The organism is Vibrio sp. VGrn 2 (assembly GCF_009361695.1).
In the GTDB taxonomy this organism is placed as follows: domain Bacteria; phylum Pseudomonadota; class Gammaproteobacteria; order Enterobacterales; family Vibrionaceae; genus Vibrio; species Vibrio diabolicus.
This window is the reverse complement of sequence record NZ_RBWD01000005.1, coordinates 141428-154395: the sequence shown is the minus strand read 5'-3', so window position 1 is coordinate 154395 and position 12968 is coordinate 141428. Positions and strand designations below refer to the sequence as shown.

At 44.9% G+C, this 12968-nt stretch carries 11 protein-coding genes; 7 read left to right on the top strand and 4 right to left on the bottom strand.

What is annotated here, in order from left to right:
* Positions 1-88: 88 nt before the first annotated feature.
* Positions 89-1720, bottom strand: a complete 1632-nt coding sequence (locus D8S93_RS10975; RefSeq protein WP_152813167.1) for an ABC transporter ATP-binding protein — start codon at positions 1718-1720, stop codon at positions 89-91.
* Positions 1721-1805: 85 nt separating this feature from the next.
* Positions 1806-2303, bottom strand: coding sequence for a hypothetical protein (locus D8S93_RS10970; protein WP_046875772.1), 498 nt, complete (start codon positions 2301-2303; stop codon positions 1806-1808).
* A gap of 187 nt (positions 2304-2490) precedes the next feature.
* On the opposite strand from D8S93_RS10970, the gene D8S93_RS10965 reads away from it, so the two are divergent.
* The 3 genes from D8S93_RS10965 (at position 2491) to D8S93_RS10955 (ending at position 8132) form a co-directional block, all read left to right on the top strand.
* Complete coding sequence (locus D8S93_RS10965; protein ID WP_152813165.1) at positions 2491-4851, top strand: Lon protease family protein; 2361 nt, start codon at positions 2491-2493, stop codon at positions 4849-4851.
* Positions 4852-5145: 294 nt separating this feature from the next.
* The gene (locus D8S93_RS10960) at positions 5146-6774 is read left to right on the top strand and encodes a methyl-accepting chemotaxis protein (RefSeq protein ID WP_005394881.1); all 1629 of its coding nucleotides are present in this window, start codon (positions 5146-5148) and stop codon (positions 6772-6774) included.
* Between the two features lie 398 nt (positions 6775-7172).
* Entirely contained in the window at positions 7173-8132 is a 960-nt protein-coding gene (locus tag D8S93_RS10955) for a porin (RefSeq protein WP_005394882.1), read from the top strand.
* Positions 8133-8254: 122 nt separating this feature from the next.
* Here the strand turns inward: D8S93_RS10955 and D8S93_RS10950 are convergent, their stop codons facing one another.
* Positions 8255-9001 carry a flagellar brake protein gene (locus D8S93_RS10950; protein ID WP_152813163.1) on the bottom strand — a complete coding sequence of 249 codons (747 nt, stop codon included), beginning with the start codon at positions 8999-9001 and terminating at the stop codon, positions 8255-8257.
* Between the two features lie 127 nt (positions 9002-9128).
* Here D8S93_RS10950 and D8S93_RS10945 point away from each other — a divergent pair, with 127 nt between their 5' ends.
* Together D8S93_RS10945 and D8S93_RS10940 are read left to right on the top strand one after the other, a co-directional pair.
* Positions 9129-9404 carry a GNAT family N-acetyltransferase gene (locus D8S93_RS10945; RefSeq protein ID WP_152813161.1) on the top strand — a complete coding sequence of 92 codons (276 nt, stop codon included), beginning with the start codon at positions 9129-9131 and terminating at the stop codon, positions 9402-9404.
* 2 nt (positions 9405-9406) lie between these two features.
* The gene (locus D8S93_RS10940) at positions 9407-10381 is read left to right on the top strand and encodes a phosphotransferase (RefSeq protein WP_413743275.1); all 975 of its coding nucleotides are present in this window, start codon (positions 9407-9409) and stop codon (positions 10379-10381) included.
* Between the two features lie 43 nt (positions 10382-10424).
* On the opposite strand, the gene D8S93_RS10935 is transcribed toward D8S93_RS10940, so the two are convergent.
* Positions 10425-10925 (bottom strand): GNAT family N-acetyltransferase, encoded by a 501-nt coding sequence (locus D8S93_RS10935; RefSeq protein WP_006741943.1) that lies wholly within the window; start codon positions 10923-10925, stop codon positions 10425-10427.
* Between the two features lie 395 nt (positions 10926-11320).
* Here D8S93_RS10935 and napG point away from each other — a divergent pair, with 395 nt between their 5' ends.
* Together napG and napH are read left to right on the top strand one after the other, a co-directional pair.
* Positions 11321-12091 carry a ferredoxin-type protein NapG gene (gene napG, locus D8S93_RS10930; protein ID WP_006741942.1) on the top strand — a complete coding sequence of 257 codons (771 nt, stop codon included), beginning with the start codon at positions 11321-11323 and terminating at the stop codon, positions 12089-12091.
* Positions 12091-12945 carry a quinol dehydrogenase ferredoxin subunit NapH gene (gene napH / locus D8S93_RS10925; protein ID WP_047009578.1) on the top strand — a complete coding sequence of 285 codons (855 nt, stop codon included), beginning with the start codon at positions 12091-12093 and terminating at the stop codon, positions 12943-12945. The genes napG and napH overlap by 1 nt, the downstream gene beginning before the upstream one ends.
* Positions 12946-12968: the final 23 nt, after the last annotated feature.

The window sequence follows — 12968 nt, the reverse complement described above, 5'->3', positions numbered from 1 at the left end:
ACCGAAAGGCAGCTACGCCATTCTTAAGACAAGATGAAATCATCACCTTTTCTTAATCCTAGTTTATGAATATGAAACTGTGATGAACCTAAGCCGCATTGTGCTGATTTTCACTGTTTTCAAGATCAAATGAGGCATCTATCAGTTTTTTCGTGTAGTCATTTTTAGGGTTTTGGAAAATATTTTCGGCCGTACCTTGTTCCATGACCTCGCCTTTTTGCATGACAAGAACACGATCAGAAAGGGCTTTGACGACTGATAGATCGTGGCTAATAAACAAGTAGCCAATGTTATGCTTTTTCTGCAAATCTTTCAGCAGATCAATCACAGTCAGTTGAACCGAGCGGTCCAATGCAGAGGTCGGCTCATCAAGCAGAATAAACGAAGGTTCAAGGATCAGTGCTCGCGCGATAGCAATACGCTGACGTTGGCCTCCCGAAAACTCGTGCGGATAACGGTTGATGGACGCGGGATCTAAGCGGACCTCACGGAGCACGTCGCGTGCTTTCCGCATGCGTTCTTTTTTACTCAACATTGGCTGGTGGACAGTTAATCCTTCAGTGATGATCTCGCCGATAGTCATACGAGGAGAAAGCGAACCATAAGGGTCTTGGAACACCATCTGAACGTCTTTTTTCAGCTCAAAACGTTCTTTGTTTGTCAGCAAAGCCATATCTTGGCCTTTGTATTCGATTTTACCTGTGGATGGCAGGAGGCCTATCAATGCGCGGCCGAGGGTAGACTTGCCTGAACCGGATTCCCCAACAATCCCGAGTGTTTCCCCTTGTTTAAGCTCAAGAGAAATGCCTTTTACCGCTTCGAAGTACTCATTTTTACTGGCAATAAAATGCGACTTTATCAAGAATTTGACTCGTATATCGTCAGCTTTTAATAGTTGTGTAGCACTCTCGCTAATAGGGTCCTTACTGCCTTTTGGAATAGAATTGATCAGCATACGTGTGTATTCGTGCTTTGGGTCTTCGAAGAGTGTTTGCGTTTCGCCTTCTTCGACGACTTCCCCTTTACACATCACAATGACACGGTCGGCAAAGTGTTTTACAACGCCTAAATCATGAGTAATAAAAAGTATCGCCATGCCCATCTGAGCCTGAATTTCTTTAATCAGGTGCAGCACTTCTGCTTGAACCGTGACATCTAACGCGGTGGTTGGTTCGTCGGCAATTAAAATATCGGGTTCGTTAATCAGTGCCATTGCAATCATGATGCGTTGCAACTGACCGCCAGAAAACTCGTGCGGATATTTGCTGTACGCTTTCTCTGGCTCTGGCATGTGAACCAGTTCAAACAGCTCTAACACTCTCGCTTTGGCTTTCCATCTATCCACTGGACGGTGGCACATGATGGCCTCAGCGACTTGGATCCCCACCCGCATGTATGGATTCAATGAGGTCATCGGCTCCTGAAAAATCATACCGATACGATCACCGCGAATACTTTGCATTTCACGCTCCGTTTTATCCAAGATGGAGCTACCCTCAAACATGATGGATGAGTTCGTATGCAAAATAGCGTTGTCTGGCAATAGTTTCATCAGTGCATTGGTTGATACTGACTTGCCAGACCCAGACTCGCCAACGATGGAAAGCGTCTCGCCTGCTTTTAAATCGAAGCTAACATTCTTTACTGCATCGACGATCCCATCGTTTGTCGTAAAGCTGACCGATAGGTTATTCACCGAAAGAATGGTTTTAGAAGACATCACAGATCCTTGTGGTTGATAAAGCAAATGATACTCAAGCAATGGACAGCACAAACCTAGCTGGCCTCAATGCTTGGGCTTTAGATTAATTATAAAGGTGAGAAGGCGAAGACTTTGCCGAACTCATCGCTTGTAAATGCAAAAACTGCTCATGTGCGCGCGTCACATGGTCTAGCTCAATCATCCATTGAGCATTGCGTTGAGCAGAGCAAAATGCCGCCATATGAGCTAACAAGTCTTCACTTTGTTGACCAAGTAAATGACCCACACGTTCAATAAGTTCATGATTCTCTAGTTGCAAGAATTGGAATAGTGCGTACGTTTGATTGAGTGTTGAAAAAGCATCGTGCTGTAATCCGAGTTTGTTGAGAATCTCCGATTGTGCGACGCATGCATCTCTAAGCCCGGTGATAAGACAGACAAACTGACAAGGTTTGGTTTGAGCATTTTCGAGCGCCGAATGAATGTGGTTCGGTAGATTGCTGAGTACATCGTCGTATAAACGATGTGCCTCGGGCCAGTGGCCTTGTTCCATCAATTGCTCTGCTTTCAAGTAGCGCATCCAGCATTGCTCAATATTCATGTCCATCTCCACAAGAGTTGATTTGTTTTGATATTAAATGAAATTGATTATCAATTGCAAGTGAGTGTTGATATCACTTTTATGCTCATAAAATGTCCAATCAAACTAGGGTGGAAGGTAAATCACTTAAAATTAAGCAAATAATCTCTACACTCAAATGACGAAAATAAGAAAAAAGGAAGTGGATATGGCAATACTAAGATTGGAAGCTAAGCAGCTATATTCTGTAGCAGATCTAGAGAATATGCCATGTAAGTCGACCAAGGAGTTACCTCCAATTGATGAGATTGTGGGCCAAGAGCGCGCGCAAAAAGCGGTCGAGTTTGCGATGTCCATCAAAGAGAAAGGGTATAACATCTACGCCATTGGTCAGAATGGGCTAGGTAAACGCACCATGATCCTGCGCTATCTGAATCGTCACCAGCACGATGCAGCAGCCTTGTTTGATTGGTGTTACGTTGCGAACTTTGAAGATACCCGCACACCCAAGGTATTGAAGCTGCCTTGTGGTATCGGGAATAAGTTACGTGTTGATATTGAAGCCTTAATGGGCAAACTACTGAATGCTTTACCCCTAGCGTTCGACAATGAAATGTACTTTAGCCGAGCTGAGCGATTAAAAAACCAATTGGCGGCGAAGCAACAAAACGAACTGGACCGCATTAGCCGAGAGGCAAAAGAGAAAGGCATTAGCTTGACGCTTACCACACAAGGCGATTATCAGTTTGTCGCCATGAATGGTGACGAGCTTCATACGGAAGAGTCTTTTGATGCACTAAGTAAGAAAGAGCAAGAGCAGTTCAGCGATGCTATTGATGAACTCGAAGTGCGATTACGCTCGATGGTCCGTGAGCTCACGGAGTGGGAAGAGACGTACAGCGATAAAATCAAAAAGCTTAATGATGAAGTGACGCTCGATGTGATTACTCACTTCATCAAAAAACTCAAAGTGGATTACGCGGAATATTCTGAAATCAAAACGTACTTAACTGAGCTGCAAAAAGATATTGTTGAAAACGCAGATATCTTCCTTGATCAAAGTGGTGAGCAAGGCGAAATTGCAACGGCGTCGTTGGATAAAAAATTGCCACGTCGTTATAAAGTGAACGTCTTGGTAAGCCGCAACAGCAATGACTTTCCTATCGTTGTTGAAGAAAACCCCAATTACCATTCGCTCTTCGGTTCGATTGAGACTGCCACTTTCAAGGGAACCGTGTTTACCGACTTTTCGCTGATTCGTGCGGGGAGTTTGCATAAGGCGAATGGCGGCGTTCTGTTAATGGATGCACAGAAAGTGCTTGAACAGCCTTACGTTTGGGATGGTTTGAAGCGCGCACTGCGTGCTCGTCAATTGAGCTTTACCTCCCTAGAAAAAGAAGTGACATTGACAGGGGCGGTATCACTCGATCCCGAGCCTATCCCGCTCGATATTAAAATCATTCTGTTTGGTGACTACCGAACTTATCAATTGCTGCAGCATTACGATCCAGAGTTCAGTGAGTTGTTCCGAGTGACAGCGGATTTTGAAGATGAGATGAAGCGAACGCCAGAGTCGGAACTGCACTATGCGCGCTTTATTTCTAGCGTCGTGAACGATAACAATATGCTGCACTGTGATAGAAAGTCCATGGGACGGATTATCGAATACAGTTCACGCTTGTCTGGTGATCAAACCAAGCTATCACTCCACTCTGCCAATATTGCGAATTTATTACGTGAGTCAAACTACGTTGCTCGTCAAGCCAACTCCAACATGATCCGTATCGGTCATGTGGAAGAGGCGCTCAAGAACCAAGAAATGCGAGTGAGCCGATTACGCGACAACGTGATGGAAACGTTTGTTAACGGTACAACCTTGATTCGCACTGAAGGGAAGGCTATCGGTCAAGTGAATGCCCTCTCGGTATTAAGTACCAGCGACTACATGTTTGGTGCGCCGAATCGCATCACCGCGACGACGTGTTACGGCGATGGGGATGTTATTGATATCGAACGCAGTGTGGATTTGGGCGGCAGTATTCACTCTAAAGGCGTGATGATTCTATCGGCCTACTTGTCTTCCGTGTTTGGTAAAACGGCGCGAGTACCATTAACCACAACGATTACGTTTGAGCAATCTTATGGTGGTGTCGACGGTGATAGTGCCAGCATGGCAGAGCTATGTGCTGTGGTGTCTGCTTTTTCAAAGCAACCAAACCGACAAGACATTGCGATTACAGGCTCAATGAATCAGTTTGGTGAAGCTCAGCCGATTGGTGGTGTGAACGAAAAAATTGAAGGCTTTTACGATGTGTGTGTGATTAAAGGTCGTCATGAAGGGCAGGGGGTCATTATCCCGCAATCTAATGTTCATAACTTGATGCTCCGTTCCGACATCGTGAAAGCAGTAGAAAAAGGTGAGTTTAATATTTGGGCGATTGATCATGTCACTGAAGCCATCGAGCTGTTCACGGGGAAAGTCGCCGGTGAGCCAACCGATGAAGGTTCTTATCCAATAGATACGATTTTTGGCCTTGCTCAAGCTAAGCTCAATTCGTTGAGAAAATAGCCTAAAACCGCCCTAAATGTGAATGTATCTCATCATAAGTGATCACAATTTATCATAACGACAATATCCCGACACTACTGTCGGGATATTGTCAATAACAGATTGAAAATGGGGACTTTTTGTACTAGACAAAAGTGTGATCGACCTCTAATATTCGCCACTTGTTTATTCGTCTGGGAACTTTCCCGTCGCAAGGAAGCATAGATATTCAAATAACCGAAATGCAGCTTCAGTATTGAGAGTTGCTTGAGTTCGTTTGGATATAGGCATCACGCATACAACTGAGGTCCAGTCATGCAGTTATCACTGAAAAATTTGTCAGTACGAACGCAAATTTTGGTTCCGGTATTATTTACCGCGATTGTTTTGTTTATTGCTTTGTGGATTACTAAAAACAATCTTCAAGCTGAGCAAGATGTTATTGCTTCCAACCAAGAGTCTTTGGTTTTCCATAAAGACACTTTGGCGCGTATTGACGATGAAATTTATCCACTTCGTATTACAGCGGTTTACGCTATCTACGACGCTTCCCGTCGTGAAAATTTTCTTAATGAATTGAAAGAAGGCTTAAAGCAGGTTGAAGCTGATTTAAGTGCGATTGAAGCTCGTAATCTGTTTCGTGAAGATGCGATTAAAGTTCGCCAAGCGATCGAAGCCTATGTTCGATATTCAGAGCGCTCAGTGGCTTTCTTTAACCAGTACGATCAAGGCTTGAAATCGGACAGTGAGTACCGTGCATTCATTAAAGAGTACCGTAATGTTGGCCGAGAAATGGTTCAACAAATCAATACTCTGTCGAAGCATGTGAATGACCAAGCAGAGCAGTCAACCATAAGAAGCCATCAACAGAATGAGCGTGTACAAAATAACGCTATGTTGACAGTTCTTGCGGTATTTGCGTTCTCATTGGTGGGGGCGTGGATCTTATCAGGCATGATTGTTACGCCTATTCAAAAACTTCAAGAAGTGATGCGTCAGTTAGCAATGGGCAACTTGTCAGTTCGCGCAGATGTAGACGGTGATAACGAAATTGCGAAGCTGAGCAAAGATGTTAACCAAACAGCAGAACAGCTTTATAACACGGTCGACCAGCTAACTCGTATCAGTGAAGAGGTTGCCTCGGCCTCGACTGAGCTTGCCGCAGTAATGACGCAAGCAGAAGCGAATGCTCAGCTAGAGCTCGCTGAGATCGAACAAGTTGCATCGGCTGTTAATGAACTTGCCAGCACCGCAAACAACGTGAGCGATAACGCAACGTCTGCGGATTCGACAGCTCGCGAAGCTGATGGTCTTGCGCAATCAGGTCTGGCTATCTTCCAAGAGAGCGCAGAAGCAAGCGCACAGATGTCTCAGGCATTGAACGATGCAGCGCAAGTCGTACTGCGTTTAAAAGAGCAGTCGGTTCAGATCAACGACGTTATTGAAGTGATTCGCGGTGTCTCTGAGCAGACCAACTTACTCGCATTGAACGCTGCGATTGAAGCTGCGCGTGCTGGTGAGTCTGGTCGTGGTTTTGCGGTTGTTGCGGATGAAGTACGTATGCTCGCGGCACGGACTCAAGACTCGACTCAAGAGATCCAAACGATTATTGAAGAACTTCAAGCGCAGTCTGGGCTTGCGAATGACAGCATGCAAGTCAGCCTTGACATGCTCAGTCGTAACAACGAACTGACGCAACAAGCGAATGAGGCATTGGTTGGTATTACCGAGTCGGTAGCCAACATTAACGATTCAAACACGCAAGTGGCAACCGCAGCCGAAGAGCAGTCTCAAGTCACTCAAGACATCAACCGCAACGTGGTTAACATGTCTGAACTCGTTAACCAGAATGTGGCGGGTATTAGTCAAAGCGCAAGCGCGAGTACTGAGCTTTCATTACTTGCAGAGAAGCAGAAAGAGCAATTGAGCTTCTTTAAGCTTTAATTCGCTATTCGCCTAACAAAATGTATAAATCCCTGAGCTATTGCTTGGGGATTTTTTTGTTTGTGAGAAACGGATTTAAAATCAGGAAGTCTATCTAAAACAGTCATTTAGTGAAAATATTTTGCGAGCAAAATCACATATAATGAGATTGTTTTTACATTTTTTGCGTCAATTTTTTTTTGACGCGAACGATTTTTTTACCTCAACCGATAACTTGATGGTTGAGAGGTATTCATATCGTCATTTTACTTGGTGTTTTCTTCTATAAGTGCTGTTTATTCAACGCGTTGCGTGAAAAATAACAGCTGCTACTATGCCGCCAGTTTTCTCGTTGGTACAGAAAAGTCCTGTTTTTCTGGTGAGAAAATACATATAAAACAATGATATGGAAAATAACAATGAAATTAAAAACTTTAGCTGTAGCAGTGGCGCTAATGGCATCAGGATCTCAAGTTGTCGCTTCAGAACTATACAACCAAGATGGCACTTCTCTTGAGATGGGCGGCCGCGCTGAAGCGCGTCTTTCTATGATGGATGGTAAGGCAAAAGACCGTACTCGCATCCGTCTTAACTTCCTAGGCAAACAGGAAATCAATGAAAACCTATACGGTGTTGGTTTTTGGGAAGGTGAGTTCGAAACAAAAGAAGAAGGTGCCGTAGATAACAACAGTGATCTTGAAACTCGTTACGCTTACGCAGGCCTAGGCGGTAAATACGGTGAAGTAACTTACGGTAAAAACGACGGTGCATTATTCGTTCTTACTGACTTTACCGATATTATGGCTTACCACGGTAACACTGCAGCACTTAAACTGCCTGTATCTGACCGTACAGACAACATGCTTTCTTACAAAGGCCAATTCGAGCAACTAGCTGTACGTGCTAGCTACCGCTTTGCTGATCGCACAACAGATGCAAAAGGTTTTACAGACAACGAGGAAGATGGCTTCTCTCTATCTGGTATCTACGCATTTGCTAATACTGGTATTGAACTAGGTGCTGGTTATGCAGACCAAAACGATAGTGATGAGTTCATGCTTGCTGCTGCATACTCTGTAGGTGATTTCTACTTCGCTGGTAACTACACAGGCGCAGACGTGGATGTTGCAGGTGAGTCTGCGGATTACAAAGGCTACGAACTAGCTGCATCATACACTATGGGTCAAACTGTATTTACTTCTACGTTCAACAAAGGTGAGCTAGAAGATGCTGATACTGTAGAAAACCTAGCTGTTGATGTTACTTACTACTTCAAGCCTAACTTCCGTGGCTACGCATCATACAACTTCGATCTAATGGATAACGAAGGCGCTGATGAAAAAGATGAGCTAGCGCTAGGTCTACGTTACGACTTCTAAGTCGAAACTGTTATCTAAGATACTGCCTTATTCTTAGTAAACAAAACCCCTTACTTTACAGTAAGGGGTTTCTTGTTTTCCGGGTATCAAAACTGGCCGCTACTTGGTGCTCATTATCAAAGCTACCTTTTTAGTGTAAGTTTAGTCCCATCAAATTTTAGGTGACTCAGGAGACTTTTAGCGTTGGTTTTACCAACCTCATCAAACTCCATTCCATAGCGAGCATGGTGTGTCGATTTTTGTAAGTTACAAATACGACCTCGCAATGGCGCGAGCATGTGGCTTTCACCGGGCATGGTTAGGTCCAATGAAACGCGATCACCAACCTGAAGTGGTCGGCTCATTGGTGATGTCACAAAGCGGCACCCACTACGAGATAAATCTCTTATCTCGCATTCAGTTCGATAGGCTTCTAAACAAACGCGCGCCTTCAAATTCACTTCGTAACGTACTTCTTTACGAAGCTGAAAGACCTGCATGGTGTTAGGTAGACTTAGCACCAAAATTGGATACGGGTCGCCGAGTCGGTGCTGCAATTGCGCCCGAAATGGAATGACAGCACCTTCCCCTCGATGAGAGTACGCTTTTACATTGATCCAAAAGCCTTCTTGAAAATAAAATTTCAAGTCCTCATCGGAGATGTTCGGAACCTCTATCAATGCGGTATTATTTGAGTGACAGCCGACAAATGTGCTGGTTGTAATAAACTTGGTACCAACAGGTGTCGTGACGTTTAAACTTACTTCACTGCCATGTTCGACCATTGCCATTGCATCGGTGCTATTTAGTGTACTTGCCTGACGTTCGGGTGCCTTCTTGCTTTGCAGAGGTAGTTTGCCGTCTCTGGCAATAGGGCTCATATTTCTCATTATTATTGTCGTACCTGATTTGAGAAGGTAATGGCGTGAAGTGACAGAGCACTTCCGCATGGTGTTGATTCTATTCAGTGATATAGTTTGATTCAATCAATCCGTAACAAAAATTAGAGAGCAAGATATGCATAAAGTAACTCATGAAGTTGAAAACAACACATTTTGGGTTGATTTAGAACAAGGTTATAAAGCCAAGGTGGTTTATCAGCTTGAGAATAATGTCATGCACATCACATCAACCGTGGTTCCTGAAGTATTACGAGGTAAAGGGTACGGAAAAGTGATGATGGAAGCGGTATTGCCAGAAATTGAGGCACTCGGTTATAAAATCAAACCAGTCTGTCCATATGTCATTCATTATATGGAGAAAAACCAAGCCTGGTCACATCTGCTTGCATGATGATGAACGACAACCACCAACGTTACCAAAGCATTGGCCAGGAGCTAAAGCTCGGGAATTATCAAGCGGTAGAAGTCATACAATCGCTATGGGGAGGCTATGGTGAGTTAGTCCGAGTTACTTATTCAACTTGTTCGGTGATCATTAAGCATGTAAAACTCCCTAAGCCTTCAGAGCATCCAAGAGGTTGGAATACTGACCGATCTCACCAAAGAAAGCTGCACTCTTATCAGGTGGAAGTGAATTGGTATACGCATTTTTCCAGAGAGGTGAGCACTCGCTGCCGAGTACCACAAGGTCTAAAAACGTTCCAATCGGAGAATGAATGGCTCATCGTGATGGAAGATCTCGCCGAGGCGGGTTTTCCAAAAGTCATCACCGATGCAAAGCTAGAGCATCTACGAGCCTGCCTTGCTTGGTTGGCGAACTTTCATGCGCGTTACATCGGTGTTCGCTCGGATAAGCTGTGGCATATCGGCACGTATTGGCACTTGGCAACCAGACCTGATGAGCTTGAGGCGCTGCAAGACACCGAGCTAAAAAATGCCGCTCAATTAATTGATCAAACGCTTTCGCAAGCCAAGTTCAAGACGCTTGTACACGGTGATGCCAAATTGGCTAACTTCTGTTTTGATCGAGAAGAATCAAGCGTTGCTGCGGTCGACTTTCAATACGTTGGACATGGTTGTGCGATGAAAGACGTAGCACTGTTCATGAGCAGCGCCGTCAAGCCAGAACGTTGTGCAGAGATGGAAGTTTGGGTTTTGGACACGTATTTTGCTCAGTTGCAACAGGCGTTAATGGTTTATCAGCCGAATCTCGACCCCAATGAAGTCGAGCGCGAATGGCGTCCTTTGTTTGCGGTTGCGTGGGCTGACTTTCAACGATTTGTGAAAGGTTGGAGCCCCGATCACTGGAAGATCAATCCTTACACAGAAGCATTGACTCGCAGAGCGCTGGCTCACTTACGAAAGTGAGTAGAAGTTTAAAAAGAAAAGCCTCCAATTAGGAGGCTTTGATTTACTTTTTACTTGGCCTGATACGTGCCATGTAATAGGTATTGATGAACTCGCCATCTCGGAAGGAGCCATCAATCGCTTCGCCCTCAATTTGAAATCCATGTTTTTTGTACAGCCCAATGGCGGCGTCATTATCGGCGTTGACTTCTATTTGAATTCTTCTCACGTTTAGCCAGTTATCCGCCAGTTCAGTGACTGTTTCAATCAACTTGCTACCAATACCCAGCCCGTGGAAACTATCATGCACTCCGATGCCAAATGATGCTGTGTGCATTGTTCTCGGACGCTGCGAGTGGTGAAAGCCAATGTTACCCACTACTTTACCATCGATTTCAGCGACGTAGCTATAAACGCCTGCGGGCATATTTGACAATCGTTCTACCCACATTGCGAGCGAAGGTTTTGGGAGTTGCAGGGTTTCACGTTGTGCTTTTGGTTGTGAATAGATTTCTACGAGTGCCGCTGCGTCTTCAACGGTTGTTGGACGTACGATAATTTCCATGCTTCTCTCCTTCGCTTTTTAGTATTAATTTTCAATCTAACCACAGTTCCTTATTTTGGATAGTATTTTTTGAGGTTTGAGAGATAAACACCTTTTAAATTAGGTTGTTATAGCGATGTTTTTCTAAATTTTAGTAGTCATTTATCTTTGAATTTAGCGAATAGATTGCAAAGGTGTTGAATTATTGTACTGAAAATGGCGTGCACGGCAGAGTATCGTGGTGAATTTCATGTTGGAGGAAATAAATGGAATTATTCAAACTGTGACGACGGCACTGTACATCAGTTGACTTGAATCAATTGAGGGTGGAGTTACCTCTTATGAGGTATGGGGAAGAGGTACGTTTAGCGCTATTTATGCTTAACTTGATAAAGGAGTTTCGTTGAGGAAATAGCATGAAATCCTCTCAGTCTAAAACATCGCAAAGTCGGCGTCGATTTTTGCGTGATACTGTCCGAACTGCGGCAGGCGTTGGCGCAGCGGCGTGTGTGTTGGGCTTACAATCGCTGCAAAGCCAAGCTCGAGAAACGAAAGGTGTGCCTATTCGCCCACCCGGTGCTTTGCCAGAAGGCGATTTCGAATCAGCCTGTATTCGATGTGGCTTGTGTGTTCAAGCATGCCCTTACGAAACATTGAAACTTGCGACATTACTTTCACCCGTCGCGACTGGCTCACCTTACTTTACTGCACGCGATATTCCCTGCGAAATGTGCGAAGACATTCCTTGTGTTGTCGCTTGTCCGAGTGGGGCGCTGGATCCGAAACTAACCGATATTGATGATGCTCGAATGGGTACAGCGGTTCTTATTGACCATGAAACTTGCCTTAACTGGCAAGGATTACGATGCGACGTTTGTTATCGCGTTTGTCCGCTGATTGATGAAGCCATCACGTTAGAGATGGTTCACAACGACCGAACCGGTTATCACGCCAAACTTATCCCAACAGTGAATTCCGAAGTGTGTACCGGATGCGGTAAGTGCGAACAAGCGTGCGTGTTGGATGTCGCTGCTATTAAAGTCGTCCCGACGGATTTGGCGAAAGGCAAAGTGGGCAGTCACTACAATTTTGGTTGGAAAGAGATCGACAAACCACTCGAAAATATCCTCCCTAGTGAGACGCCTGTGCCGGAAGGTGCGCTTGAATCGCTAAAAGGAGGTAAGTAATGGCAAAGAACTTAGCTCAAAATGCTGGCAAAGAAGCGGTTGAAAAGCTTGGCTGGTGGCGCGCGCATCGGTTTTTGATTTTACGCAGACTATGCCAGCTCACCATCATTGCGCTGTTTATGGCTGGGCCGACACTGGGAATTCTAACCGGTAACCTGTCATCAAGTATGTTGCTCGATGCAGTGCCGTTAAGTGACCCGTTAATTTTGCTTCAAGCTTTGGCGACAGGGCATGTTCCGGAGTTTAATGCGCTGTTAGGCGTAGTGATTGTCGTGGTGTTTTACGCGATTTTAGCGCCGCGCGCATTTTGTGCGTGGGTGTGCCCGTTAAATATCGTGACAGATTTGGCGGCTTGGCTGCGCAGAAAGCTCAACATTAAAGCGAGCTATCGTTGGTCTCCTACTATTCGTTATTGGCTGATCCCTGTTTTGATGTTGGGTAGTGCGCTATCTGGCGCGATTCTTTGGACATGGTTAGATCCAGTGGCGGCACTGCATCGCGGATTGGTGTTTGGTATGGGCGCAGGTTGGGTGTTGATCGCACTGGTGTTCGTACTGGATTTACTCTTAGTTGAGCATGGGTGGTGTGGGCACTTATGTCCACTGGGTGCTACCTATGGCGTGATAGGCCGAAAAAGCCTGTTGCGCGTTACTGCTGTTCGCCGCGAAGATTGCACCAAATGCATGGATTGCTTTTACGTCTGTCCAGAACCAGAGGTGCTTCGACAACCATTGAAAGAGGGGGATCGTCGAGTTATGGATCAAAACTGCATCAGCTGTGGCCGCTGTTTGGATGTGTGTCCAGAACATGTGTTTGAATTTAAGAATCGTCTAACAGTAAAGAATATCGATTAAGTTACTGAGCCTCATCACTGGCG

Bases quoted from the DNA above. Each gene is read 5' to 3' on its own strand.
- D8S93_RS10975 (WP_152813167.1), bottom strand. From the start codon at position 1,720: ATGTCTTCTAAAACCATTCTTTCGGTGAATAACCTATCGGTCAGCTTT.
- D8S93_RS10970 (WP_046875772.1), bottom strand. From the start codon at position 2,303: ATGAATATTGAGCAATGCTGGATGCGCTACTTGAAAGCAGAGCAATTG.
- D8S93_RS10965 (WP_152813165.1), top strand. From the start codon at position 2,491: ATGGCAATACTAAGATTGGAAGCTAAGCAGCTATATTCTGTAGCAGAT.
- D8S93_RS10960 (WP_005394881.1), top strand. From the start codon at position 5,146: ATGCAGTTATCACTGAAAAATTTGTCAGTACGAACGCAAATTTTGGTT.
- D8S93_RS10955 (WP_005394882.1), top strand. From the start codon at position 7,173: ATGAAATTAAAAACTTTAGCTGTAGCAGTGGCGCTAATGGCATCAGGA.
- D8S93_RS10950 (WP_152813163.1), bottom strand. From the start codon at position 9,001: ATGAGAAATATGAGCCCTATTGCCAGAGACGGCAAACTACCTCTGCAA.
- D8S93_RS10945 (WP_152813161.1), top strand. From the start codon at position 9,129: ATGCATAAAGTAACTCATGAAGTTGAAAACAACACATTTTGGGTTGAT.
- D8S93_RS10940 (WP_413743275.1), top strand. From the start codon at position 9,407: ATGAACGACAACCACCAACGTTACCAAAGCATTGGCCAGGAGCTAAAG.
- D8S93_RS10935 (WP_006741943.1), bottom strand. From the start codon at position 10,925: ATGGAAATTATCGTACGTCCAACAACCGTTGAAGACGCAGCGGCACTC.
- napG (WP_006741942.1), top strand. From the start codon at position 11,321: ATGAAATCCTCTCAGTCTAAAACATCGCAAAGTCGGCGTCGATTTTTG.
- napH (WP_047009578.1), top strand. From the start codon at position 12,091: ATGGCAAAGAACTTAGCTCAAAATGCTGGCAAAGAAGCGGTTGAAAAG.